Origin of the sequence: Kocuria gwangalliensis (genome assembly GCF_039544365.1) — a bacterium.
Lineage (GTDB): Bacteria > Actinomycetota > Actinomycetes > Actinomycetales > Micrococcaceae > Kocuria > Kocuria gwangalliensis.
This window is the reverse complement of the sequence record NZ_BAABLN010000017.1, coordinates 18,841-43,437: the sequence shown is the minus strand read 5'-3', so window position 1 is coordinate 43,437 and position 24,597 is coordinate 18,841. Positions and strand designations below refer to the sequence as shown.

The 24,597-nt window shown below is 65.5% G+C and carries 19 protein-coding genes; 4 read left to right on the top strand and 15 right to left on the bottom strand.

Going from position 1 to position 24,597, the window contains the following annotated elements; genetic code table 11:
- Nucleotides 1-2: 2 nt before the first annotated feature.
- The 4 genes from tsaD to alr are packed head-to-tail and all read right to left on the bottom strand — an operon-like array spanning nucleotide 3 to nucleotide 4,358.
- Nucleotides 3-1,082, bottom strand: a complete 1,080-nt coding sequence (gene tsaD / locus ABEA06_RS07540) for a tRNA (adenosine(37)-N6)-threonylcarbamoyltransferase complex transferase subunit TsaD (RefSeq protein WP_345311079.1) — start codon at nucleotides 1,080-1,082, stop codon at nucleotides 3-5.
- The gene (gene rimI / locus ABEA06_RS07535; RefSeq protein ID WP_425559507.1) at nucleotides 1,069-1,611 is read right to left on the bottom strand and encodes a ribosomal protein S18-alanine N-acetyltransferase; all 543 of its coding nucleotides are present in this window, start codon (nucleotides 1,609-1,611) and stop codon (nucleotides 1,069-1,071) included. Before rimI ends, tsaD begins: the two co-directional genes overlap by 14 nt.
- On the bottom strand, nucleotides 1,608-2,288 hold the full coding sequence (tsaB, locus tag ABEA06_RS07530; protein WP_303382664.1) for a tRNA (adenosine(37)-N6)-threonylcarbamoyltransferase complex dimerization subunit type 1 TsaB: 681 nt from the start codon (nucleotides 2,286-2,288) through the stop codon (nucleotides 1,608-1,610). Before tsaB ends, rimI begins: the two co-directional genes overlap by 4 nt.
- 54 nt (nucleotides 2,289-2,342) lie before the next feature.
- Nucleotides 2,343-4,358: an alanine racemase gene (gene alr, locus ABEA06_RS07525; RefSeq protein ID WP_345311078.1), complete on the bottom strand. Its 2,016-nt coding sequence runs from the start codon at nucleotides 4,356-4,358 to the stop codon at nucleotides 2,343-2,345.
- Nucleotides 4,359-4,408: 50 nt separating this feature from the next.
- Between alr and ABEA06_RS07520 the strand changes: the two genes are divergently transcribed.
- Together ABEA06_RS07520 and ABEA06_RS07515 are read left to right on the top strand one after the other, a co-directional pair.
- Entirely contained in the window at nucleotides 4,409-5,671 is a 1,263-nt protein-coding gene (locus ABEA06_RS07520; RefSeq protein ID WP_312395306.1) for a glycosyltransferase, read from the top strand.
- A gap of 10 nt (nucleotides 5,672-5,681) precedes the next feature.
- Complete coding sequence (locus ABEA06_RS07515) at nucleotides 5,682-6,479, top strand: phosphatase (protein ID WP_303382661.1); 798 nt, start codon at nucleotides 5,682-5,684, stop codon at nucleotides 6,477-6,479.
- Between the two features lie 75 nt (nucleotides 6,480-6,554).
- On the opposite strand, the gene ABEA06_RS07510 is transcribed toward ABEA06_RS07515, so the two are convergent.
- The 9 genes from ABEA06_RS07510 to glmS form a co-directional block, all read right to left on the bottom strand.
- Nucleotides 6,555-7,640: an inositol-3-phosphate synthase gene (locus tag ABEA06_RS07510; protein WP_303382660.1), complete on the bottom strand. Its 1,086-nt coding sequence runs from the start codon at nucleotides 7,638-7,640 to the stop codon at nucleotides 6,555-6,557.
- Between the two features lie 162 nt (nucleotides 7,641-7,802).
- Entirely contained in the window at nucleotides 7,803-8,570 is a 768-nt protein-coding gene (locus tag ABEA06_RS07505) for a LysE family translocator (protein ID WP_345311077.1), read from the bottom strand.
- A complete protein-coding gene (gene mgrA, locus ABEA06_RS07500) occupies nucleotides 8,567-9,658 on the bottom strand; it encodes an L-glyceraldehyde 3-phosphate reductase (RefSeq protein ID WP_345311076.1) in 1,092 nt (363 codons plus the stop codon). Before mgrA ends, ABEA06_RS07505 begins: the two co-directional genes overlap by 4 nt.
- Nucleotides 9,659-9,793: 135 nt before the next feature.
- Nucleotides 9,794-11,614 carry a malto-oligosyltrehalose trehalohydrolase gene (gene treZ / locus ABEA06_RS07495; protein ID WP_345311075.1) on the bottom strand — a complete coding sequence of 607 codons (1,821 nt, stop codon included), beginning with the start codon at nucleotides 11,612-11,614 and terminating at the stop codon, nucleotides 9,794-9,796.
- A 2-nt stretch (nucleotides 11,615-11,616) separates the two neighbouring features.
- On the bottom strand, nucleotides 11,617-13,980 hold the full coding sequence (gene treY / locus ABEA06_RS07490) for a malto-oligosyltrehalose synthase (RefSeq protein ID WP_345311094.1): 2,364 nt from the start codon (nucleotides 13,978-13,980) through the stop codon (nucleotides 11,617-11,619).
- 173 nt (nucleotides 13,981-14,153) lie between these two features.
- Complete coding sequence (gene glgX, locus ABEA06_RS07485) at nucleotides 14,154-16,340, bottom strand: glycogen debranching protein GlgX (protein WP_345311074.1); 2,187 nt, start codon at nucleotides 16,338-16,340, stop codon at nucleotides 14,154-14,156.
- A 97-nt stretch (nucleotides 16,341-16,437) separates the two neighbouring features.
- Nucleotides 16,438-18,087: a bifunctional ADP-dependent NAD(P)H-hydrate dehydratase/NAD(P)H-hydrate epimerase gene (locus ABEA06_RS07480; protein WP_345311073.1), complete on the bottom strand. Its 1,650-nt coding sequence runs from the start codon at nucleotides 18,085-18,087 to the stop codon at nucleotides 16,438-16,440.
- Entirely contained in the window at nucleotides 18,080-18,451 is a 372-nt protein-coding gene (locus ABEA06_RS07475) for a holo-ACP synthase (RefSeq protein WP_303383102.1), read from the bottom strand. Before ABEA06_RS07475 ends, ABEA06_RS07480 begins: the two co-directional genes overlap by 8 nt.
- A 102-nt stretch (nucleotides 18,452-18,553) precedes the next feature.
- On the bottom strand, nucleotides 18,554-20,437 hold the full coding sequence (gene glmS / locus ABEA06_RS07470; RefSeq protein WP_345311072.1) for a glutamine--fructose-6-phosphate transaminase (isomerizing): 1,884 nt from the start codon (nucleotides 20,435-20,437) through the stop codon (nucleotides 18,554-18,556).
- 73 nt (nucleotides 20,438-20,510) lie between these two features.
- On the opposite strand from glmS, the gene coaA reads away from it, so the two are divergent.
- Nucleotides 20,511-21,467, top strand: coding sequence for a type I pantothenate kinase (gene coaA / locus ABEA06_RS07465; RefSeq protein WP_303382536.1), 957 nt, complete (start codon nucleotides 20,511-20,513; stop codon nucleotides 21,465-21,467).
- Between the two features lie 26 nt (nucleotides 21,468-21,493).
- Complete coding sequence (mscL, locus tag ABEA06_RS07460) at nucleotides 21,494-21,922, top strand: large conductance mechanosensitive channel protein MscL (protein WP_312396963.1); 429 nt, start codon at nucleotides 21,494-21,496, stop codon at nucleotides 21,920-21,922.
- Nucleotides 21,923-21,998: 76 nt separating this feature from the next.
- Here mscL and glmM read toward each other — a convergent pair whose 3' ends face one another.
- Nucleotides 21,999-23,351, bottom strand: coding sequence for a phosphoglucosamine mutase (glmM, locus tag ABEA06_RS07455; protein ID WP_312396964.1), 1,353 nt, complete (start codon nucleotides 23,349-23,351; stop codon nucleotides 21,999-22,001).
- A 48-nt stretch (nucleotides 23,352-23,399) separates the two neighbouring features.
- Nucleotides 23,400-24,452: a polyphosphate kinase 2 gene (gene ppk2, locus ABEA06_RS07450; RefSeq protein WP_312396965.1), complete on the bottom strand. Its 1,053-nt coding sequence runs from the start codon at nucleotides 24,450-24,452 to the stop codon at nucleotides 23,400-23,402.
- Nucleotides 24,453-24,597: the final 145 nt, after the last annotated feature.

Below are 24,597 nucleotides of genomic sequence, written 5' to 3'. Positions count from 1 at the left end.
GGTTACCCCGCCCCCATCGAGACAGTGGACACCGGCAGCCCCGGGTCAGCGGTGAACACGATGCCGGTCGGGGCTCGACCCTCGGCCACCAGTCGCGCTCCGAGTGCGGCCACCATGGCCCCGTTGTCGGTGCACAGCTCGAGCGGCGGCACGATCACCTCGATCCCCCGGGCCTTGCAACGCTCGATCACCAGGGCGCGTAACCGCGAGTTCGCGGCCACGCCGCCGCCCATGAGCAGCGTGTCGATTGAATTCTCGGTGCACACGAGCACGGTCTTGCGGGAGATCACGTCCACCACGGATTCCTGGAAGGACGCGGCGACGTCGGCGACCGGTACCGGCTGCCCGGAGGCCTCGAACGTCTCCACCACCCGCGCCACCGCGGTTTTCAGCCCCGAGAAGGACATGTCGTAGCGGTGCGTTCCCGGTTTCTCCGCCGAACCCATGTACTTGCCAGCCGTGAGCCCCCGGGGGAAGCGGAACGCGGTGGGGTCACCGTCCCGGGCGGCCATGTCGATGGCCGGCCCCCCGGGATAACCCAGCCCGAGCAGGCGGGCGACCTTGTCGTAGGCCTCGCCGGCGGCGTCGTCGATCGTCGCGCCCAGCAAGCGGACGTCACCGGTGATGTCCGGGACGGAAAGAATTTCCGTGTGGCCGCCCGAGACGAGCAGCGCACCCAGATTCTCGGGGAGCTTCCCCCGCTCGTCGAGTAATCCCACGCTCACGTGCGCCACCAGGTGGTTGATCGCGTAGAGCGGTTTTTCCGTGGCGACCGCGAGCGCCTTGGCCGCGGCCACGCCCACCATGAGCGCGCCGGCCAGGCCCGGCCCGGAGGTCACGGCAATGGCGTCGATCTCGTCCAACGTGACGTCGGCGTCGTCGAGGGCTGCCTGCAGCGCGGGAACGAAGGCCTCGAGGTGGGCGCGGGAGGCGATCTCGGGGATCACACCGCCGAAGCGCACGTGTTCGGCCATGGACGAGGACACCGTGTTGGTCAGCAGCTCGGTGCCGCGCACAATGCCCACGCCCGTTTCATCGCACGAGGATTCAATGCCCAGCACGAGCGGTTCAGCGGTTGCCATGGATGGTCCTTCCGTCCGCGCTGCGCTGCGGGGGTCCGGCCGGGGCCAGCTCGCAGCGCATGATCAGCGCGTCATGACCGTCCCCGTAGTAGCCGGGGCGGGTGTGGATGTGTTCGTAACCGAAGCGCTTGTACAGCGTTTGCGCCCGGTGGTTGTCCGTGCGCACCTCCAGCAGGATTTCGGTGCCTCGGGCGTGGCGGGCGGCCTCGTGCAGCGTGCGCAGCAGGGCGCTTCCGAGCCCCCTACCCTCGTGTCCGGCGGCCACGGCAATGGTCTGGACGTCCGCGACCGGCGGGATGCACATCATGCCCGCGTACCCCACGATCTCCCGCTCACGCGTGAGCACCCAGTACTGCCGGGTGGGGTGGGCCAGTTCCTCCTCGAACATGCGGCGCGGCCACGCGTCGTCCGGGAACAGCTGGGTCTCCAGGGCGTAGACCCGCTCCAGGTCCGCCGGCTGCATGGGACGCAGGGCATAGCCTTCCGGCAACGACGACGCCGCCGCCCCGGCCGGTTGATGCCCGGTCACCGCAGTGCCTTCTTGCGTTGCACGGGCACCTTGGCATCGGATTCACGCAGGTAGAGCGGTGCGGTGTCCGCGCTCAGCTCGATGCCGCGCTCCCGCAGCGCCCACGCGGCGCGGGACAGATCCGCGGCGGCGGGTTGCCACTCGGCGGACTCGGTCACCACGTGCGGCAGCTGCTCGGTGTACAGTCCCGCGCCGTAGCCGTAAGCCGGTAGTTCGGGCAGCTGGTCGGGCGCGGTGACCTGCGGGCCGTCCAACGGTTGCGCGAAGCGCCCGTGACCGTCCTCGTGCGTGATGTAGCGGCCCCAGTACAGCTCCTTGCGGCGGGCATCGGTGGCGACCAGGAACTCGGTGCCTCCCACCGCACCCTGCGCCGCACGGTGGGCCAACGCGTCGAGGGAGCACATGCCGTACACGGGCAGCTGCCATGCGAAGCCGAAGGTGCGGGCGCTCACCAGGCCGGCGCGCAGGCCGGTGAAGGGACCGGGCCCGGTGCCCACGAGAATGGCTTTCAGCTGGGCCGGCTCCACGTCCGCCCGACCCAAGAGGTTGTAGACGGCCGGGGCGAGCGCTTCGGCGTGGGAGCGGGTGTCCCGGGTGGCGAATTCCGCCAGCACCTCCCCGTTGCGGGTCAGCGCCGCGGACGCAATGGACGACGAATCCAGACTCAGCACAAGCACCCGAACAGTCTAAGCCCCGCCGCTCGGAGGGCCGGGTGCTCAGAGTTTGGGGGCTCAGAGGTCCAGTCGCTCGGACCAGCGGGGTCCGTAGCCTCGCATGATGATGGTGCGCGGCTCGTCCGTGTTCCGCTCGCTCTCGTCCCATTCCTCGTTGAGGGCCGCAAGCGCCCGGGAAATGTCCGCGCCGGGTTCGATCGTTTCGGTCTCAGCCGTTTCGGTCCCGGCCCGTTCGGACTCAGCCGTCTCACCCGCGGCCCGATTGATCTCGTAGTCCAGGGAGAAGGCCGCCGACGGCGCCCCCACCGCTCCCCGCGGCCGCACGATGTCGATGACCAGGCGGGATTCGCTCAGGTGCTCCACCTTGCCCGTGCCCCACTCGACCACGGTGACGCTGGTTGCCACGGTGTCCTCCAGGTCGATGTTGTCGATGTCCGCGGCGGTGTCCAGGCGGTACGCGTCCACGTGCACCAGATCCGGCCCGCCGGGGTTCGAGCCGCCCGGCAGGTTCGGGTGCTGGCGGGACAGCACGAACGTGGGTGAAATGATGCCCTCCCGCACCCCCAATCCGGCGCCGAGGCCCTGCGTGAACGTGGTCTTACCCGCGCCCAGTTCGCCGTTGAGCATGAGAAGATCCCCGGCCTTCAAGTGCGTGGCAAGTTTCCGCGCGATCAGCTGGGTTTCCTCGGCGGAGGCCGGGTAGCGGGTCAGGGTCCAATTTGGCTGGGTATAGGACTCCCCCGACGAATCGCGCGTGGGTCGCGGATCCTGCGGCAGGCTGTGTGCGGCCAGCGCACTCGCGCTGCGGGACACGGTGACGTCCCCCAGGGTCAGGTGGCTGTGACTCGTGTATTCACGCGGCACCCGCGGGGACACCCGCGTGACGATCTCGTAGTTGATGCTCCCGCTCGCATCGGCCCATTCCGTGGCGGAGGGGTGATCACCGGCCCCGAACAGCACGGCCTCGTCCCCGATGTGCACCATGGGATCCACCGCCTCGTCCACCATGGGGGTGCCCGCGGGGATGCCTTCCGGCGTCACCGTTTTGCCCCGTGCCAGGTCGATCACGCACTGGTCCATGGCGATCCGGCCCACTACGGGGTAGACCCGGCCCCCGATGTGAACGGGAGCTCCGGTCGCCACGCGAGGAACGCCGTCGGCGTAACCCAGGGGAATGAGCGCAAGGTGCGTGGGGGTCTCGGTGCGGTAGGTCAGACCGTACGACACACCGTGCCCGGCGGGCACGGCCTTGACGTTGGCAACGCGTGTGCGCAGGGTCATGGCGGGAATCAGGCCGAAGTCCTTGGGGGTCCGGTCCTCGAACGGACTCAGTCCGTAAATGCCCAGGCCCACGCGCACGGCATCGCGCAGAATGTAGTCGGGGTCCTCCAGCTGATCCGCGGACAGCAGGGCCGGGGTGTTGGCGGCGTGGATCATGGTCGGCTTCAAACCGGCCTTGCGGGCGATCCGCACCGCGTCCGTCAGCGCGTTGAGCTGTTCCATGGTCTCGTCACCGCGGGCGGGTTCGTCGGCGACCGAGAGGTGCGTGAAGATCCCCTCCACGTGCACCAGGCCCTGATTCTGCGCGGCCACCACGCGTTCCACCAGGTCCGGCCACTGCGCGGCCGTGGAGCCGTTACGGCCCAGCCCGGTGTCGATCTTCAGGTGCAACGTGGCCGTCTTGCCCGTCTCGCGGGCGGCCGACAGGATGGCGTGCAGCTCCCAGCCGCTGATACCCAATGAAATATTGTGCTCGAGGGCCTCGAGGAAGTCTGTGCTCGTGGTGTGCAGCCACGACAGCACGGGCGCCGTGATCCCGGCGTAGCGCAAGGCGAGCGCCTCACTCACGTGGGCCGTGCCCAGCAGGTCCGCACCGGCCGACAATGCCGTGCGGGCCACCTCGGGTGCACCATGGCCGTAGCCGTCCGCCTTGACCACGGCTATCAGCTTCCGCCCGCGGGCCAACTGCGTTAATCGGACCACGTTGTGCCACACGGCAGACAGGTCGATGACCGCGCTGCGCTCGCTGGGTTCCTGGGACTGCCACGACGTTGTTACGCTCACGTCCTCCATTGTGCCTTCTCCGCGCCCAGCTACTCGACGGTTCCCGTTAGGCTGGTCGCGTGCCTCAACAGACTCCGCCGCGCGTGCTGCTCGTCAGTATGCACACCTCGCCCGTGGATCAACCCGGCTCCGGCGACGCCGGCGGTATGAACGTGTACGTCCTGCACCTGGCCCGCTCGCTGTCCCAGCGCGGCTGGGCGGTGGACATGGCCACGCTGGACCGCGATCCGTCCCACCCCGCCGGTGTCAGCGTGGACTCGTTGCCGGACGGTCCCCGTCTGCTGACCGTCGCGGTTCCCGGTGCCGCCACCGCTCCCAAACAGCGCCTTTCCGAGTTCGCGCTCGCGTTCGGCGGCGCCCTCGCCGCCTTCTACGACGACGCCGCCGCTCCCCTCCTGGTGCATGCCCACTACTGGCTGTCCGCGGTTGCGGCCCGTGAAATCTGTGCGAACCTCCGCATCCCGTTGATGCTGACGCTGCACACGTCCGCCGCGGTGAAGAACCTGCGGGCCGGCCCGGGTGAGAACCCGGAACCGGTTGCTCGCGAGCGGGCAGAGCAGGACGTGGTGGCCACCTCGTGCACCCTGGTGGTCAACACCCCCGCCGAGGCCGATCACATGGTGGAGTTGTACGGCGCATCCCGCAACCGGATTCGCGTGATCCCGCCGGGGGTGGACCCGGAGATCTTTTACCCCGCCGTGAAAACCACCCCGCATCCCCACAGCACCGCGTCCTCCGACGGCGTCGATGCACGTCCGTTCACGGTGTTGTGCGCCGGCCGCATGCAACCCCTCAAGGGACCCCAAATTCTGGTGGCCGCCCTGGGACTGTTGCGCAAGAAGCATCCGGGCTGCACGGTGGATCTGACTCTGGCGGGTGCGGGATCCCCGGAGTTCCTGGCCGAGTTGCACCGGTTGGTGGAAGAACATGATGTGGCGGACGCCGTGGAGTTCCAAGGCTCCATGCCGTCTTCCGAACTTGCCGCACTCATGCGCTCCGCAGACGCGGTGGCCATGCCGTCCTCGTCAGAGACCTTCGGGCTGGTGGCCCTCGAGGCCCAGGCGTGCGGAACCCCGGTTCTGGCCACCGACGTGGACGGACTGCGCTACGCGGTGGAGGACCAGCGGACCGGGTGGTTGGTGCCCGGGCGCACCCCGCAGCTGTGGGCGGAGGCACTGTATCGAGCGGCGTCGAGCCCCGATCGTTGGCGGGCCATGTCCCGGGCTGCGGCGGAACGCGCGCGCGAGCTCACATGGGATCACGTTGCCGCCCAACATGAGGTGGCTTACATGCGCTGCGCGGGCGAGCGCGTAACCACCTAGACTCGAGGGTGTGACCACCGCGTATCTCAGCCGTGAATCGCTGGCCAGGTATCTGGATCGATCCAGGATCACCGGCGCCGTAGCGACCCCTCGCGAAGCCAACCTGCGTAATATCCAGGGTTTCCTGGATGGTGACCAGCACCAACACATGGGTGTCGAGCAAACCCGGGACTGGACCTACAAGTCTGTGTTCAAGCTCATGCGTGAGCGCGTGGGCATCAATGAGGACCCCAAGTACACGCAGGGCCAGGACTCCATTTCCGCGAATCTGTGCATTGCCGCGCTCGATAAGTACGCGGACATTTTCAGTGAGGCCATCAAGGGCCGCAACCGCTTGTTGTTCGCCACGGCGCACCCCGCCGGGCTCGCCCCGGTCTACGCCCGGCTCGCCCGAGTGGCCCGGAAATCCGGTGCGCGTGTTCTGCGCATTGACGGCGCCCTGCCCTTCGAGGACGGCGACGTGCGCCAGATCGAGGACGTGGTGATGGTCGAACAGTACGGCGGACTGCGGCACACCCACTCTCCCGAGCCCATGAGACTGGTTCTGGAGCAGCTGGCTGCGGAGGGCCGCGAGCAACCGGACCTCGTGATCTCCGATCACGGCATGGCCGGTTACGCCGGTTCCCGGGCCAAGCTACGCACCATTGCAATGGGTGACTGCAACGACCCCGGGATCTTCGTCGCCGAGGCCCAGGGCGATGTGGAAGTCACCGTACCCCTGGACGACAACGTGGCCCCGCACCTCTACAACCCGCTGGTCGACTACATCATTTCCCGCGCCGGGCTGGCGGGGCAGGACCGGCGGTAGGCCGCTCCCGTCGCACAACGCCGCCCGGCACCGACGTGCTTCGGTACCGGGCGGCGTCGTTCGTTCTAAGGCGTGTTAGCGCTCGATCTCGCCGCGGATGAACTTTTCCACGTTCTCGCGAGCGGTATCGTCGTCGAACTGCTCGGGCGGGGACTTCATGAAGTACGAGGACGCCGAGACCAGCGGGCCGCCGATGCCGCGGTCCAGGCCGATCTTGGCCGCGCGGATGGCGTCGATGATCACACCCGCGGAGTTCGGGGAGTCCCACACCTCGAGCTTGTACTCCAGCGAGATGGGGGCGTTGCCAAAACCGTGGCCCTCGAGGCGCACGAACGCGAACTTCCGGTCATCCAGCCAGCCCACGTAATCGGACGGGCCGATGTGCACGTCCTTGGCGCGCATCTCGTGCGGCACGTTGGAGGTCACGGCCTGGGTCTTGGAAATCTTCTTGGACTCCAGGCGGGAGCGCTCCAACATGTTCTTGAAGTCCATGTTGCCGCCCACGTTGAGCTGATAGGTGCGGTCGAGCACGTAGCCGCGGTCCTCGAACAGCTTGGCCAATACACGGTGGGTGATGGTGGCACCCACCTGGGACTTGATGTCATCGCCCACGATGGGAACACCGGCGTCGCGGAACTTCTGCGCCCATTCCTCGGTGCCGGCAATGAACACGGGCAGGGCGTTGACGAAGGCCACGCCGGCGTCAATGGCCGCCTGCGCGTAATAGCGGTCCGCGTCCTCGGAGCCAACGGGCAAGTAGGAGACGAGCACGTCCACCTTGGCCTCGCGCAGTGCTTGCGCAACGTCCACCGGTTCGGCGTCCGATTCGGTGATCATCTCGCGGTAGTACACGCCCAGGCCGTCCCGGGTGGGTCCGCGCTGGACGGTCACGCCCAGATGGGGGACGTCCGCGATTTTCATGGTGTTGTTCTCGGACGCCAGGATCGCCTCGGAGAGGTCCGAGCCCACCTTGGCCGCGTCCACGTCGAAGGCTGCCACGAATTCGACATCGCGCACGTGGTAGGCACCGAACTGCACGTGCATCAGGCCGGGAACGGCCTCAGACGGGTCGGCGTCGCGGTAGAAGTGCACGCCCTGGATCAGCGATGTGGCACAGTTGCCCACACCTGCAATGGCCACGCGAATGGGGTGTTCGGACACGGTTCTCCTAGGGGAATCAGGTAGTCAGTGGTCATTGTGCAGACCCGCGCCGACACACGGGTGGCTGACCACCACTGTGCAGCGCCGCACAGAACCAACTCCCCAGTCTAATCAGGCAGCGGGTCGGTTGGCGCACCGTTGCGAGCGGTCACGGGCGGGGGCTCACCAGGACAGCGCGGCCTCGCCGAGCAGCAGCACGGAAACCGCCAGGAACACCACGCCCGCCACGAGTTCCACACCCACCGAGTGGGCCTGGAACCGCGCGGCCAGCGCCGGCACGGATCCGAACCACGCGACCGCGCAGAACCACGCCAGCCCCACCACGAACAACAGCACGGCCACGAGCATGGATTCCCACCACAGCGCGTTCGCCGGTACTACCGACGCGAACAGCGCAATGAAGAACACAATGGCCTTGGCGTTGGAGAGGTTGGTGATGATGCCCTGCACCACTGCCCGGAACCCGGTCAGGTTCTTGGTGCCCAGGACTCCGCTACCGCGCGCACTGTACGCCGGCTCCGGGATCTGCTCGGCGGCCTCCACGGTGGCCGGCGACGGCGCCGCCTCGTCCGAGCCGGGTACGGCACCGCCCGGTGCGGACGCGCGCGCGGTCTCCGGACTACGTCGTGCATTCGCCTTGGCCGCGAGCGCCGAGCGAATCGAGCCGTAGCCCAGCCACGCGAGGAACAGGGCGCCCGCGATCTGGATGGTGAGTTTTAGAACCTCGTTCTGGTTGATCACCACCGTGACGCCGGTGAGCGAGAGGGTGATCCAGATGATGTTGCCGATCATCACGCCCAGGGCGGTCAGCATGGCTTTTCCGCGCGAGGACAGGAACGCGTTGCGGAGGATGACCAAGATGTCCGGGCCCGGCGAGACGATGCCCGCGACCCACAGACCGAGTAGCGCCAAGTACTGCGTTGTGCTCATGCGTGCTTGGATTCGGTTGCGGCACCCCAGATGTTGATGTCCGCGTCCGTGACGAGGGAGTCGATCCGTTCAAGTTCGGCAGCCGTGAAGTCCAGGTTGTGGATGGCCTCGGCGGAATCAGCAATTTGCTCCGACGAAGACGCGCCGACGAGCGCCGTGGTGACCTGGCCGTCGGTCTGCGGACGCAGCACCCACGCAATGGCCATCTGGGCCAGGGTCTGCCCACGGTCCTGGGCCATCGAGTTCAGTTCCGTGATTTGCTCCAGGGTGTTGTCGGTCAACCACTCCGGGTTGAGGGACTTACCGGCCGCGGCGCGGGATTCCTCCGGAACGCCGCCCAAGTACTTGTTGGTCAACATGCCCTGCGCCAGCGGGGAAAAGCTGATGGAACCCATGCCGGCCTCGGTCAGGGCGGCGAGCAGGTTCTTGCCGTCTGCGCGCTCGTCGGGCTGTTCGATCCACCGGTTGAGCATGGAGTAGGAGGGCTGGTGAATGAGCAACGGCGTGCCCAGCTCCCTCATGATCTGCTGCGCCGCGAGGGTGAGGTCCGCGCTGTAGGACGAGATGCCCACGTAGCTCGCCCGACCCGAGCGCACAATGTGATCCAGCGCACCCATGGTCTCCTCGAGCGGCGTGTCGGCATCCGGACGATGGTGGTAGAAGATGTCCACGCGATCCAGGCCCATGCGTTCCAGGGACTGGTCAATGGAGTCCAGCAGGTATTTCCTGGAGCCCCCCACTCCCCCGTACGGGCCCGGCCACATCTGCCATCCGGCCTTGGTCGAAATGACCAGTTCTTGACGGTACCGCGCGAAGTCCTCACGGAGGATGCGGCCGAAGTTCAGTTCCGCGGATCCCGCCGGCGGACCGTAATTGTTGGCCAGATCGAAGTGTGTGATGCCCAGGTCGAAGGCCTTGCGCAGGGTGGCGCGCATGGAGGTCAACGGGGTGTCGTCACCGAAGTTGTGCCACAGGCCCAGGGACAGCGCGGGCAACTTCAGGCCCGAGTTCCCCACCCGCCGATAAGGCATGGTGTCGTAACGGTCCTCGGCCGGGGTCCAGACTGTGTCATCACCGAAAGTCAGCATGGTGACCAGTGTGCCATCTGTTGGACGCCGGTTACTCACACCGCGTCAGACTCACGTTCTTGTGCTGCCGAGACAAGAGGCAAGCCGCGGCAACCGAGAATCCGTCGATTCCGGTCGCCGCGGCTTCAGTCCCGCTCAGACGCGCAGCACCGCAGCGGTGTTGGGCGCCAACGTCACCTTTCCGGGGGTGTCCAGTCCGGGTTCCGCACCGCTCGCGAACAGCACCTGGGGCGCGTGACCTCCCATGACGGGCAGCTCTCGCTCGTGGTCGGACAGGTTGATCGCGGTCACCACGCCGTGCTCGGACTCCGGTTCGCTCATGCGCTTGAGCACGAACCACTGCTCGTCGTCACTGGCCTGGGTGGCCATGGTGGCCCAGTCCTGGCTGGTCAGCTCGGGGGTGGTGCGCCGCAGCGCGATCAGGTCACGATAGGCGGTGAAGATCCGCTCGTGATCGCCCCGGTGCACCTCGTCCCAGTTGAGCTTGGACCGCTCGAAGGTCTGCGGGTCCTGCGGATCGGGCACGGACGCGTGGTCCCAGGCCATGGACGCGAATTCCGCCTTCCGACCCTCCGCCACGGCCTTGCCCAGTTCGGGTTCGGGGTGAGCGGTGAAGAACTGCCACGGGGTGCTCGCACCGAATTCCTCGCCCATGAACAGCATGGGGGTGAACGGCTGAGTCATCAGCCACGTGGCCGCGCACAGCACCCGGTCCGCGCTCACGGTGTGGTTCATGCGGTCACCGGCGGCGCGGTTGCCCACCTGGTCGTGGTTCTGCAAGAACGTCACGAACTGCCACGGGAACACCTCGGACGGGTTGATCTCCCGGCCGTGCGAACGCCCGCGGAACGTGGAGTACGTGCCGTTGTGGAAGTACGCGGTGTGCATGGTCTTCTCCAGCGCATGCAGGGAGTCGAAGTCCCCGTAGTAGCCCTGGGTCTCACCGGTGAAGGCCACGTGCGCGGCGTGATGCACGTCGTCCAGCCACTGGGCGTCCATACCCTGCCCGTGCTCCTCGGCGGGAATGATCATGCGCGGATCATTGAGGTCCGATTCCGCAATCGTGAACAAGTTCTTGCCCGTGCGTTCGGATTCTGTCGCGACGCGTTCGGCGATCTCCTGCAGGATGTGCTTGGCGCGCGAATCCGCGAGCGCGTGCACGGCATCCAGGCGGAAGCCGTCCACGTGGTAGTCGCGCAGCCACATGGTCACGTTGTCCAGGATGTACTCGCGCACCCCGTCCGAGCCCCAGTCGTCCAGGTTGACCAGGTCGCCCCAGCTGGAGGCTCCGGGCTTGAAGTAGTCCGCGAACAGGGGCAGGTAGTTACCACTGGGACCCAGGTGGTTGTAGACCACGTCCTGGATCACGCCGATTCCCTTGGCATGGCAGGCCGCCACGAAGCGCTGATAGGCCTCCGGACCCCCGTAGGACTCGTCCACGGTGTACCAGGCCACGCCGTCATAACCCCAGTTGTGGTCGCCGTTGAAGCCGTTGACCGGCAACAGCTCCACGTAATCGACACCCAGATCCGCCAGGTAATCCAGCTTCTCGATGGCCGAGTCCAACGTGCCCTCGGGCGTGAACGTGCCCGGGTGCAGCTCGTACAGTACGGAGTCCTTGAGCAGGGGAGGCTGCCACGCGGCGTCGTCCCACTGGAAGGCGTCGGGATCAAAGGTGCAGGACAGTTCATGCACGCCCTGCGGTTGGCGGCGCGAGCGCGGATCCGGCAGTACATCGGAGACGGATGTACGTTCCTTGGCCGTGCCCTCGTCGAAGACCTTGGTCAGCAGGTAGCCGTAACGCACGGTTCCCGACGCCGCCTGCTCACCGTCCGCGAGCGTCCACCACCCGGGGCGCTCGGCCAGACCCGCCATGGGGTGGTCCACACCTTCCACGCGGACGGTGACTTCGCGGGCGTGGGGTGCCCACACGTCAAAACGATGATCGTTGGTCATGCTCAGCGGTCCTTTCGGCGCAGTAGCGCCACGGGATAGGTATCAAGAAGTTCGGCCAGTTTCACGCCGCCGGTCGAGGTGAAGGTGCGGCGCGTCAGGATGTCCTCCCACTCGCCGTCGGCCAGGTTCACGGTTTCGTCGGTCCAGCCGCCGGCCCTGGCCAGGCCCACCGGGAAACGAGTCACCACGGTGGCCGCACCGCCACGGTCGAAGCCCAGCGCGTGATCGGACAGGGTGCCGGTGAGCCCGAGCGGTTCGTAACCGGTGAACAGCTCGGGGTGTTCACGGCGTAGCCGCAGTGCACGAGATGTCAGCAACATGCGGGCCGCACCGGTGTCGTCCACCGCCGGTGAGCCACCGGCGGTGCCCGGCAGGCCTGCGTCCAAATCGGTCAGCAGTTCGGCGCGCAGCTCGAAGTCCACCGGTCGCCGGTTGTCCGGATCCACCAGGGACGGCTCCCACAGTTCCTGCCCCTGGTACACGTCCGGCACGCCCGGCAGCGTCAGCTGCAGTGCGGTTGCGGCCAGGGCATTGGACCAACCCGGTGCCGTGGCGCGTTCCACGAAACCCTCCACGATGCCCCTGGCCCGCGGGTTGGTGAACACGAAATCAATTAAGCGGGTCAGCTGCTCCTCGAATTCCTCATCACCGTCCACCCACGCCGTGGACACCGATGCTTCCCGGACGGCCTTCATCGCGTAGTCCACGGCGCGCTCACGCTCGAGCGGCCACGCGCCCACAATGGCCTGCAGTACCAGGTTTACGGCCGGGCCGTCCGTGATGGCAATTCCGGCCTCACGAGCCCGGGGGAACAACGTGGCCAACACCTCGGACCATGCCTTGGCGGATTCGGACAGCACCGTGATGCGTGCGCGCACGGACGCGGAACGTTTGGTGTCGTGGGTGGTCAGCGCGTTCATGGTGTCCGGGGATTCCCGCTGACGCTCGGCGGCCAGCTCGTGGAACTCGGCCGGGGTCAGCGAGAACACGGACGGGTCACCGCCCACCTCGGTCAGCGAGGTCAGCTTGGAGAACCGGTAGAACGCGGTGTCCTCCACGCCCTTGGCCATGACCATGCCGGAGGTTTGCTGGAAACGCTGGGCGGCCTCGGTCAGTTCCTCCGCCGACGCCGCTGCGTCACCCAGCACCTGGGCGAGATCGTCGAGCACGGCGCTGAGTTCCGGGCGGGCCTGCTTCGCTGCGGCCACCGCCTCGCGCTGGTAGTCGACGCCGAAGGGCAGATACGTGCGATACACCGGGAAGTGCGCGAGGATTTCCGCCAGGCCGTCGTAGGCCTGCTCATCCGAATGACCGAAGTCCCCGGGGAGATCGCGCACCACGCGGTGCACTTCAGCCGAAAGCCCGACGTCTGCCATGCGGCGCTTGGTGCCGTGGATCAGTTCTTCCCACCGCACGGGGTCGCCCTCGCGCAGCTTGGTGTCCAGGGACGCCAACTCGTAGTGACCCTCTGGGTTGGTGAGCACGCGGTCGATCCAACCGAGGGAGTCGTAACCCGTGGTCCCGGCGGTCTTCCACTGCCGTGGCAGCGTCTCACCGGGTTCCAGGATTTTTTCCACGGTGGTCCAGGCACCACCGGTCACGTCCGCCAGTTTCGCGAGGTAGTCCTCGGGATCCCGTACGCCATCCGGGTGGTCGATACGCAGGCCGTCCACGAGCTTTTCGTCGAACCAGCGGCGCACCTCCACGTGGGAGTCGTCAAAGACCTTCTGGTCCTCCACTCGCACGCCCGCCAGGGTGGTCACGGTGAAGAACCTGCGGTAGTTCAGCTCGGAATCCCCGCGGCGCCAGTTGACGAGCTCGTAGTTCTGCTTGGCATGCACACCCTGGGGCGAGTCGCCGTCCTGATACGTCCCCTCGGCCAGCGGGTAGACGTTCTCGTAGTAGCGCAGGGTGCCGTCCTCCACGGTCAGCGCGGAAAGGTCCTCGTCCCCGTCGCCCAGCACCGGAATCACGATCTTGCCGTTGCCGGCCGCCCAGTCCACATCGAAGGAATCGGCGTGCGGGCTGTTCTTGCCGTCCGTCAGCAGCGACCACCACCACGGGTTCTCCCGTGGCACGGCAACACCCTGGTGGTTGGGCACGATGTCCACCACCACGCCCATTGCCGCGTCGTGGGCGGCCTTCGAGAGCGCGGTCAAACCGTCCGCTCCCCCGCGTTCGGGATCGATCTCGGTGGGGTCGGTCACGTCGTAACCGTGGTCCGAACCACTCGTTGCGCGCAAAATGGGCGAGAGATACACCCAATCCGCGCCCAGACGCTTCAGGTACGGGACGAGTTCCGCCGCGCGGAAGAGGTCCTGCTGTGAGGTGATTTGCAACCGGTACGTTGAGGTGGGAGTCAGCACGCTTCCAGTCTTGTCGCTCATGCCCCGCAATGCCAGCGGGTCCGCCACGAGCGAGAACGCACCGCCCGTGATCTTGCCGACCGTTAACGCAACCGCCGACGCCGCCCGGTGCGGGGCGGCGTCGGCGGTCGTGGTGCGCACCCTGGGTCAAGGCACGCTCGCACGGCGAAATACTACTGGCTCTGAGGTACCTGGGCGTACGCGGCCACGGAGGCTGCAACCGAGGCGTCCGGCTCTTCCTCGGGAGCTTCCCACGCGCGCAGGACCACCGTGGACTTACCGGCCAGCGTGATCTGCGTGGAATGATCGCGAATCTCACCGTCACCGTGCTCACCGGCGGTGTCCAGGATCTCTTCCCACTTCTCACCGTAATTGGCGGCGGGGAGGGTGAACTCCACTTCCTCGGGTGCCGAGTTGAAGTACACGATGAAGTTGACGTCCACGATCTGGCGGCCGCGCATGTCCACACCCGCGATGCCCTGTCCGTTGAGCCACATGCCCATGGACCGGGTCAGCGGTTCATCCCAGTCCTGCGGCACCATGGGCGTGCCATCGGCGTTGAGCCAGGCAATGTCCGGCATGGGATCCTCGTCCGAGAGCTCGCCCATGTCCACGGGACGGCCGTCGAAGAACTGCGAGCGGCGGAACGTGGGGTGGTTCTGCCGCAGGTGCGTGATCGCGGCCGTGAACTCGATCAACGGACCGTCCATGCGCTCCCAGTTGATCCACGACAGCTCGTTGTCCTGGCAGTACGTGTTGTTGTTACCGTCCTGCGAGCGGCCCAGCTCATCACCGTGCAACAGCATGGGGGTGCCCTGGGACAGCAGCAAGGTGGTCAGGAAATTGCGCTGCTGGCGGGCGCGCAGGGCCAAGACGGCGGGATCGTCCGTGGGGCCCTCCGCACCGCAGTTCCAGGAGCGATTGTGGGACTCGCCGTCGTTGTTGCCCTCACCATTGGCCTCGTTGTGCTTCTCGTTGTACGAGACCAGGTCACGTAGCGTGAAACCGTCATGAGCGGTCACGAAGTTCACGGACGCGAACGGACGGCGGCCACTGTTCTCGTAGAGATCCGCGGAACCCGTGATCCGGGACGCGAACTCACCCAAGGTGGCCGGCTCGCCACGCCAGAAATCACGCACGGTGTCACGGTACTTACCGTTCCACTCGGTCCACTGCGGCGGGAAGTTACCCACCTGGTAGCCACCCGGGCCGACGTCCCACGGCTCGGCAATGAGCTTGACCTGCGAGACGACGGGGTCCTGCTGCACGAGTTCAAAGAACGTGGAGAGCTTGTCCACGTCGTAGAACTCCCGTGCCAGAGCCGCAGCCAGGTCGAAGCGGAAACCGTCCACGTGCATCTCCGTCACCCAGTAGCGCAGTGAATCCATGATCAGCTGCAGCGAGTGCGGGTGGCGCACGTTGAGGGTATTACCGGTGCCGGTGTAATCCATGTAGAACTTGTGGTCATCGTCAACGGTGCGGTAGTAGGCGTTGTTGTCGATGCCCTTCATGGACAACGTGGGGCCCATGTGATTGCCCTCGGCGGTGTGGTTGTAGACCACGTCCAGGATCACTTCGATGTCCGCTTGGTGCAGTGCACGCACCATGGCCTTGAACTCCTGCACCTGGCTACCCAGGTGGGAGGCCGAGCTGTACTCGTTGTGCGGGGCGAAGAACGCAATGGTGTTGTAACCCCAGTAGTTACGCAGCCCTTGATCCAATAGCGTGGAATCCTGTACGAATTGGTGCACCGGCATCAGCTCGATAGCTGTCACACCCAGCTTCTGCAGGTGCTCGATGACCGCGGGGTGCGCCACGCCCGCGTACGTCCCGCGCTGCTCCTCGGGAACCTCCGGGTGTTGCATGGTCAGGCCCTTGACGTGGGCTTCGTAGATCACGGACTTGTGGTACGGCGTGTTCGGGGTGCGGTCGCCCTCCCAGTCGAAGAACGGGTTGATCACCACGCCCTTCATCATGTGCTCGGCGGAGTCCTGATCGTTGTAGGAGTCCTCGTCACCGAAGTGGTAGGAGAACATGGACTCGTCCCAGTCCATGACACCTTCCACGGCCTTGGCGTAGGGATCGAGCAGCAACTTGTTGGGGTTGCAGCGCAGGCCCCGGGACGGCTCCCAGGGGCCGTGCACGCGGTAGCCGTAGCGCTGACCGGGTTGGACCTGCGGGAGGTAGGCGTGCCATACGTAGCTGTCCACGGCGGTGACATCCACGCGGGTTTCCTGGCCGTCCTCGTCGAACAGGCACAGCTCCACCTTTTCGGCCACTTCCGAGAAAAGGGCGAAGTTGGTGCCTGTGCCGTCGAACGTGGCGCCTAACGGATAGGCGTGACCGGGCCAAACTTCCATGGGGTTGTCTCCTAGATATCGATGTCATGGCGAACGACGTTGCGTACGCGCGGGCGCGTTGGGGCGTCATTGGCCAACACCCAAGAGTAACGGGTACTCACTGTCCCTTGGTTCGTAACACCCTGCGGACGTTGGCAGCCAGCACCGTGGGGGGCACAGGGCCCTCACCATCGACGCGTGACGCGAGCGCGTGCACACCGGCCCCCAGTGCGGCCGCGGCGGCCCAGCGACCGTCCCCGCGGGCCCACTCCCCGAGCCGGCGGAGGGCCTCCGGGTGCTCGGCCACGTGGGCAACCACTGCGCCCAGGATCCCGGCAAGGGTGTCCCCCGATCCTGCGGTGGCGAGCCAGGGGCTGGCCTGCCCGATGCTCAAACACACCTGGTCCTGCTCTTCGGACCCGGGTGAGGCAATGATGGTGGTTGCGCCCTTGAGGAGCACGGTTGCCCCGGTCAGTCGAGCCGCCTCGCGTGCCCAGTGGACGGGTGCCGCTTCGATGCGGGTGCGGTCCGGGGCGTCGTCCGTGACGCCGAACCCCTTGAGCCATTCGTAGACCTGCTCGAGTTCCCCCGCGTGCGGAGTCAAAATCTTATGCGCACCCAGCCGTCCGTCCGCAACGGACTGCGCGGCGGCGGTGAGGGCACCGGCGTCGAGCACGGCCGGTTCCTGGGCTTCGACCACGGCCTGGACCCTGGCGGCCTGACTCTCGTCGTCAGCGACGCCCGGTCCCGCCAACCACGCCTGCACATGAACGTCCCACGGTTGGTCGTCCGAACACACCACCTCGGGACTCTGGGCCAGCACCATGCCCCGCGTGGAGGCGTCTCCCAGGAAACGAATCATTCCGGCTCCAGTTTGCACCGCGGCGTTCGTGGACATGATTGCCGCACCCGGATAACTGGGGGTTCCCGCAACCACACCCAAGACCCCGCGAGTGTATTTCGTGTCCGTGGCGGTCGGCCGCGGCCACGCGGCAAGGATGTCCTGGGCCTCGAGCCGGTACACGGAGGGGTGCTCCAACCGGTCTTCGATACCAATGGGAATCACCGTGAGGTGCCCCGTCAACTGTTCCCCCGGGGCCACCACGTGGGCCACCTTGGCCGCACCGAAAGTCACGGTGGCGTGGGCTTTCAGCACCGGCTCCGGAGCCTCGCCGCTATCCGCGTTCACCCCGGACACCACGTCGCACGCGACGATGCGGGGGCCCGTAGCGCTTTCGCGCCGGATAGCGTTGAAGTCCTCGACGAGGGCCGCGGCCTCCCCGCGCAGACCGCCCCACGCCCCGGTGCCCAGCATGGCATCGAGCACCAGGTGCGCAGAGGTCATTGTGGACAGCGCCTGGCCCCGGTCCAGGGCGTGAAAACCGGCGATCGACGCGTCGGGAGCTGTGTTCGGATCGGTGGCTGAACCCTGGCCTTCGAGCCGCACCACGGAACCACCCAGGGCTCGCAGGGCTTTGAGACCCTGCGGGTGAGCCGTGGAACCGGTCAGAATGGCAGTGACCATCACTCCCGCGCGGCGTAGGAACGACCCGGCCCACAGCCCATCACCACCATTGTTGCCCGAACCCACCAGGATGACGGTCGTGGTCCCGGACAGTAAGCCCTTGCGGTTGGCGCGGCGCAAATGCGTTTCGCACACCCGGGACAAGCCCAGTGCGGCTCGGCGCATCAAGATGTCCCCGTGGCCCGCATCGAGCAGGGGCTGTTCCGCGGCGCGCACGCCGGCGCCCGTGTATGCGTCAATCACTCTTGGGACCTCCCGACCCTTCGGCCACGACAAATGCCACGGCCATCCCACCGTCGTGGGAAATCGTCACGTGCCATGTCTGCACACCGCGCCGTTCGGCCACTTCTGCGACCGTGCCCGTGGTGTGTAACCGGGGCGCACCGTGTTCGTCATTGGTGATCCAGCAGTCCTGCCAGATCATTCCGGGAGGGGCCAGCAGTGCCTTGGCCGCGGCTTCCTTCACGGCGAACCGCGCGGCCAGCGAGTTCAGGGACAGGTCGCGTTCGTGCGCCACGAACAGCCGCTCCCGCAGCCGAGGTGTCCGTTCCAGCTGTCTCTTGAACCGCTCCACATCCACAATGTCCACGCCCGTTCCCACGATCATGCCCGCCAGCCTACCCGCGGGCGCGGACACGAATGACGACGGCGGGTGCCCACCAAGGTCTTGGTGGGCACCCGCCGTCGGCGATGCGTGAGTCGAAAAAAATTATTCGACGGTCACGGACTTGGCCAGGTTGCGCGGCTGATCCACGTCATAGCCCTTGGCGCTGGAGAGCTCGGCAGCAAAGATTTGCAATGGCACGGTGGCCAGCAACGGCTGCAGCAGAGTGGGAGCCTCCGGCACGTAGAAGATGTGGTTGGCGAAGTCCTTGACGGCCTCGTCCCCCTCTTCGGCGATCACGATGGTCACGGCACCGCGAGCGCGGATCTCCTGGATGTTGGAAACCACCTTGGCGTGCAACGAGTCACGGCCATTGGGGGACGGGACGATCACGAAGACCGGCTGGCCCTCGTCGATCAAGGCGATCGGGCCGTGCTTGAGCTCACCGGCGGCGAAGCCCTCGGCGTGGATGTAGGCGATCTCCTTGAGCTTGAGCGCACCTTCCATGGCCACGGGGAAGCCCACGTGACGGCCCAGGAACAGCACGGAGGAAGCGTCCTTCATGGCTTGCCCCAAATCCTTGACGTCGCCCTCGATCTCGTCGAGCACGCGCTGGATCTTGGCAGGCATGGCCTCCAGCTCGGTGAGCATGGTGGCTACCTCGTCCTTGAACATGTTGCCGCGCAGCTGTGCCAGGTACAGACCCAACAGGTAGGCCGCGGTGATCTGGGCGAGGAACGCCTTGGTGGAGGCCACCGCGATCTCGGGGCCGGCGTGGGTGTACAGCACGGCGTCCGCTTCACGGGGAATCGTGGAGCCGTTGGTGTTGCAGATGGCAACCACCTTGGCGCCCTGCTCCTGCGCGTGTCGCACGGCCATGAGGGTGTCCATGGTCTCACCGGACTGGGAAACCGCGACGACCAGGGTCTTCTCATTGACAATGGGGTCGCGGTATCGGAACTCGTGGGCCAGTTCCACCTCGGTGGGAATCCGGCACCAGTGCTCGATGGCGTAACGGGCCACCTGTCCTGCGTAGGAGGCCGTACCGCAGGCGATCACCACGATTTTGTCGATCGAGCGCAGAACAGCTTCGTCAATCTTGATCTCGTCCAGGGTCAAGCGACCGGACTCGTCCAGGCGGCCCAGCAGGGTCTGTTCCACCGCGGAAGGCTGATCGTGGATCTCCTTCTCCATGAAGGACGGATACCCGTCCTTCTCCGCTGCTGCGGCGTCCCATTCGATGTCGAAGGGCTTGCCCTCCGCCGGGTTACCGTTGAAGTCCACGATCTGGTAGTCATCGGCGGTGATGGTCACGATCTGGTCCTGCCCCATCTCCACAGCCTTCTTGGTGTAGTCGATGAAACCGGAAACATCCGAGCCGAGGAAGTTCTCGCCCTCGCCCAGGCCGATGACCAGCGGCGAGTTACGGCGCGATGCGACCACGCGGTCGGGATGATCGGCGTGCACGGCCAGCAGCGTGAAGGCGCCTTCCAGGCGACGACTCGTGTCCTGCATCGCCACGGTCAGGTCCTTGGAGTCAGCGGGCTGCGCATTGTAGGTACGAGCCAACAGCACCGCGGCGACCTCGGTGTCGGTTTCGGACAAGAACGTCTCGCCCTCGGCGGCCAATTCGCGCTTGATCTCGTTGAAGTTTTCGATAATGCCGTTGTGGATCATGGCCAGCTTGCCGCCGTCAACCACATGGGGGTGTGCGTTGACGTCCGAGGGACCACCGTGCGTGGCCCAGCGAGTGTGACCGATACCGATCTGGGATTTCGGCAGCGGGTCTGCCTCCAGCTCGGCCAAGAGGTTGGTCAGCTTGCCCGCTTTCTTACGGTAATCCACCGTACCGTGCGCGATGACGGCGACACCGGCGGAGTCGTATCCGCGGTATTCGAGACGGCGCAGACCCTCAAGAATCACGTCCAACGCGTTGTGTCCACCGGCTTTGACGTCCGGGGATCCTACATAGCCCACAATTCCACACATGCGGAGAACTCTACCGGAAACCGCCTGAGTCCCTGCTGTAGCCTGCCACCGTCGGCCCTAGACTGGTCTGAACATGAGCACACACTCACTGACTCATCGCGCATCCCCGTTTGTGGAGCTGGACCGGCAAACGTGGTCGCGCTTGTCGCACGAAATAGACGTGCCCCTCACCGCGCAGGAGATCGAGAACCTGCGCGGTCTTGGTGACCGCATGGACGTGGACGAGGTGCGCGAGGTCTACCTCCCGCTCTCTCGACTGCTCACGCTCTACGACGCCTCCGCGAATCACCTCAACTCTGAGACCAACGCGTTCCTGGGCGAGGACCACGCGCGCACTCCCTTTGTCATCGGCATCGCCGGTTCCGTTGCGGCCGGTAAGTCAACCACGGCGCGTCTGCTGCGCGAGATGCTTGCCCGCTGGCCCTCCACCCCCAACGTCCAATTGGTCACGACGGACGGGTTCCTGTACCCCAATGCCGAATTGGTCCGCCGCGGGCTCATGGAGCGCAAGGGCTTCCCGGAGTCATACGATCGCAGGGCGCTGCTGCGATTCATGTCGGAGATCAAATCCGGCGCCCCCGAGGTCCGAGCTCCCAGGTATTCACACACCACCTACGACATCCTCCCGGACGAGGAAATAGTGGTGACCAAGCCCGACGTCGTGATCGTCGAGGGTTTGAACGTGCTCGCCCCCGCCAAATTGGGTCCGGGAAACCGCGCGGCTTTGGCCTTAAGCGACTTTTTCGACTTCTCCATCTACGTGGACGCGCGAACCAGCGACATTGAGCGCTGGTACGTGGAACGGTTCCAGGCCCTACGTAGCTCGGCCTTCGCCAGTCCGCAATCCTATTTCCACCGCTATGCCAACCTCACGGACGCGGAAGCAGTCGAAGTGGCCACTGATATTTGGCGACGCATCAATGAACCCAACCTGGAGCAGAACGTGCGCCCCACCAGAGGGCGGGCGCGTCTCATCCTCTCCAAGGATGGGGACCACAAGATCAGGCGCGTGCTCCTTCGGAAGAACTGATATCGGGGTCTGGGTAATCTATCGGCATGCTCAATGGTTTCAAAGAATTTATCATGAAGGGCAACGTCCTTGACCTTGCCGTCGCCGTCATCATCGGCGCTGCCTTCGGCCAGATCGTCAACGCTCTGGTTGAATCCGTTCTGATGCCCGCTATCTCTGGTGTGGTGGGCTCCCCCAATTTCGACAACTTCGCGCTGGTCACCTTCAACGGTAACGACATCAAGTTCGGTGTCCTGTTGACCGCCATCGTCAACTTCCTGTTGATCGCAGCCGCTGTCTACTTCGCCATCGTCCTGCCGATGAACAAGATGATCGAGGCTCGCAATCGCCGCTTGGGCATCGACCCGGCCGCCGAAGAAGCCGATCCCAACACCCTGCTGCTCACCGAAATCCGGGACGCGCTGGTCGCTGGCAAGGGCGGCACCGTGGACGGCCCCGGTTCCCAGACCCTGTAATTCTTACCCAATCAACACCAGAAACTATTCGGGCCCGCATCCCTAGGGATGCGGGCCCGAATAGTTTCTGTCGCTGTCAGCTCAAGCTCAAGTGGTGCTCCACGACCTTCACGAGCGCCTCTGCTTCGTGGCGCGCTTCCTCATGGCTCGCGGCCTCGACCATCACGCGCACCACCGGTTCCGTGCCGGAAGGTCGCAACAACACACGGCCCTTTCCGTTCAACCGCTCCTCGGTGTCCGTGACTGCTGCCAAAACTTGGGGGTGGGTCTTGGCCGCGGCCTTGTCCACGTTGGCCACGTTGATCATGGTCTGTGGCATTCGTGTCATGACGGAGGCAAGTTCAGACAGCGGCATACCGGTCTGGGCCACGCGGGAGGCCAACATCAAACCGGTCAGCAGGCCGTCTCCGGTCGTGGCGTAATCGGCCATGATCACGTGCCCGGATTGTTCGCCACCCAGGTTGTAGTTGTTGGCCACCATGGATTCCAAGACGTACCTGTCCCCCACCGCGGCGCGTTCCAGATGAATGTCGTGTTTTTCCAGGGCCAACTGCAGACCCAGGTTACTCATCACCGTGGCCACCAGGGTGTCCTGATTGAGCGTCCCCGCATCCTTCATGGCCAGGGCCAGGATGCACATGATCTGGTCGCCATCCACTTCGGCACCCGTGTGGTCCACGGCAAGGCACCGATCGGCGTCGCCGTCGTGAGCGATTCCAAGGTCCGCGCCGTGCTTGAGCACCGCTTCCTTGAGGGGCCCCAGGTGGGTGGACCCCACGCCGTCGTTGATGTTGAGGCCATCTGGCTGGGCCCCGATCACGTGGATATCGGCTCCTGCATCACGGAAGGCGTCCGGTGAGGCGCCGGACGCCGCACCATTGGCGCAGTCCAGAACCACCGTGAGCCCATCCAGGCGTTGCGGGATCGCTCCGACCAGGTGAAGGATGTACCGGTCCTCGGCGTCGGAGAGACGATTGATGCGACCGACCTCGTCGCCGGTGGGGCGCATGAATTCACGCTTCTCGTAGACCTCTTGGATCTTGTCCTCCATGGCATCCGGCAATTTTTTGCCGCCGTGAGCCAGGAACTTGATGCCGTTGTCAGGAGCCGGGTTGTGGGACGCGGAAATCATGACGCCGAAATCGGCGTCGATGTCCGCCACGAGGTACGCCGCGGCCGGAGTGGGAATCACCCCGGCGTCGTACACGTCCACGCCCGAGCTTGCCAACCCGGCGGTGACCGCCGCGCCAATGAACTCGCCGCTCGCGCGACCGTCCCGGGCGACGACCGCTCTCGGTCGGGAACCGGGCTTGGCATGCCCGTGTCCCAAGATGATCGCGGCTGCTTGTGACAGCTCCATTGCAAGGTCGGCTGTGAGGAGGCCGTTCGCGAGCCCGCGAATGCCGTCCGTTCCAAAAATTCTAGACATCGCCTGTCATCCTACGACGTGCCGCGCGAGAACCGCGAAGCGCATCCACTAGTTGTTGCCGGGTCGGAGTACAGGAAACCCATCGGGGTTGGCTCCGCTGTCATCCATGACGTCAATGGATTCGCCCACAATCTTGGGATCGGGCGTGCCCACCACGGAGTGATTCTTGTCCGGATAGTCGAACTGGGACAGCACGTGACGCATGGCTTCCAGGCGAGCGCGCTTCTTGTCGTTGGACTTGATCACCGTCCACGGTGCGTCACCGGTATCCGTGTAGAAGAACATGGCTTCCTTGGCCTCGGTGTAGTCATCCCACTTGTCCAGGGAGGCAACGTCAGTGGGTGAGAGTTTCCATTGACGCACGGGGTCGGTGCGGCGAGCCTGGAAGCGGGCCAACTGCTCGGCACGAGTCACCGAGTACCAGAATTTGATCAGGTGGGTGTCGGAGTTCACCAGCATGCGCTCGAACTCGGGGGCCTGTCGCATGAACTCGTAATACTGCTGCGACGTGCAGTAACCCATCACGCGTTCCACACCCGCTCGGTTGTACCAGGACCGATCCATGAGCACGATCTCACCCCCGGAGGGCAGGTGCTTGATATAGCGCTGGAAATACCACTGCGTCTGCTCGATGTCAGTGGGCTTCTCCAACGCGATCACACGAGTACCACGCGGATTGAGGTGCTCGGTGAAACGCTTGATCGAGCCACCCTTACCGGCGGCGTCGCGGCCCTCGAAAATGATCAGGAGCTTCTGACCGGTCTCTTTGATCCACAACTGCAGTTTGAGCAATTCGATCTGCAGAGCCCGCTTGGTCCTCTCGTACTCCTTGCGGCTGAGCTTCTCGTCGTACGGGTAACCGCGTTTCCACGCCTCGGAACGGGACAGCCCGGAGCCGCCGTGGAGTTTGCGATCCAATTCCGCTATTTCATCCAGCTCCGCGGCGTAATCCTCCACCACGGAGATCCGGTGGTGCTCTTCCTGGGCAAGCCCGGCGGTCACGAGGTCTTTTTCCCGGGCCAGTTCTTCCGCGAGGGCTTTTTCGTCGCCGGTCGTCTTAAAAGACGTTTCGCTCTGCTGTTGATCCGTTTGCTTGCTCATCCGGGCCCTCTCATGGATTCGGGTGCGGAGCCATTGTGCTCCACACCTCATTTTACGCCCCATTTGCAACTAGTTCGGCTTTCGTTGGCCGATGACGCGGTGTTGTCTCGCCGATGCCGCGGCGCGTTACCTGTCGCGCTGCCCC

Coding starts and splice junctions, on each gene's coding strand:
- treZ (WP_345311075.1), bottom strand. CDS start 11,614: ATGACCAACGATCATCGTTTTGACGTGTGGGCACCCCACGCCCGCGAA.
- coaA (WP_303382536.1), top strand. CDS start 20,511: ATGAGCACACACTCACTGACTCATCGCGCATCCCCGTTTGTGGAGCTG.
- glmM (WP_312396964.1), bottom strand. CDS start 23,351: ATGTCTAGAATTTTTGGAACGGACGGCATTCGCGGGCTCGCGAACGGC.
- ABEA06_RS07475 (WP_303383102.1), bottom strand. CDS start 18,451: ATGATCGTGGGAACGGGCGTGGACATTGTGGATGTGGAGCGGTTCAAG.
- mgrA (WP_345311076.1), bottom strand. CDS start 9,658: ATGCTGACTTTCGGTGATGACACAGTCTGGACCCCGGCCGAGGACCGT.
- ppk2 (WP_312396965.1), bottom strand. CDS start 24,452: ATGAGCAAGCAAACGGATCAACAGCAGAGCGAAACGTCTTTTAAGACG.
- glmS (WP_345311072.1), bottom strand. CDS start 20,437: ATGTGTGGAATTGTGGGCTATGTAGGATCCCCGGACGTCAAAGCCGGT.
- glgX (WP_345311074.1), bottom strand. CDS start 16,340: ATGGAAGTTTGGCCCGGTCACGCCTATCCGTTAGGCGCCACGTTCGAC.
- mscL (WP_312396963.1), top strand. CDS start 21,494: ATGCTCAATGGTTTCAAAGAATTTATCATGAAGGGCAACGTCCTTGAC.
- ABEA06_RS07505 (WP_345311077.1), bottom strand. CDS start 8,570: ATGAGCACAACGCAGTACTTGGCGCTACTCGGTCTGTGGGTCGCGGGC.
- tsaD (WP_345311079.1), bottom strand. CDS start 1,082: ATGGCAACCGCTGAACCGCTCGTGCTGGGCATTGAATCCTCGTGCGAT.
- alr (WP_345311078.1), bottom strand. CDS start 4,358: ATGGAGGACGTGAGCGTAACAACGTCGTGGCAGTCCCAGGAACCCAGC.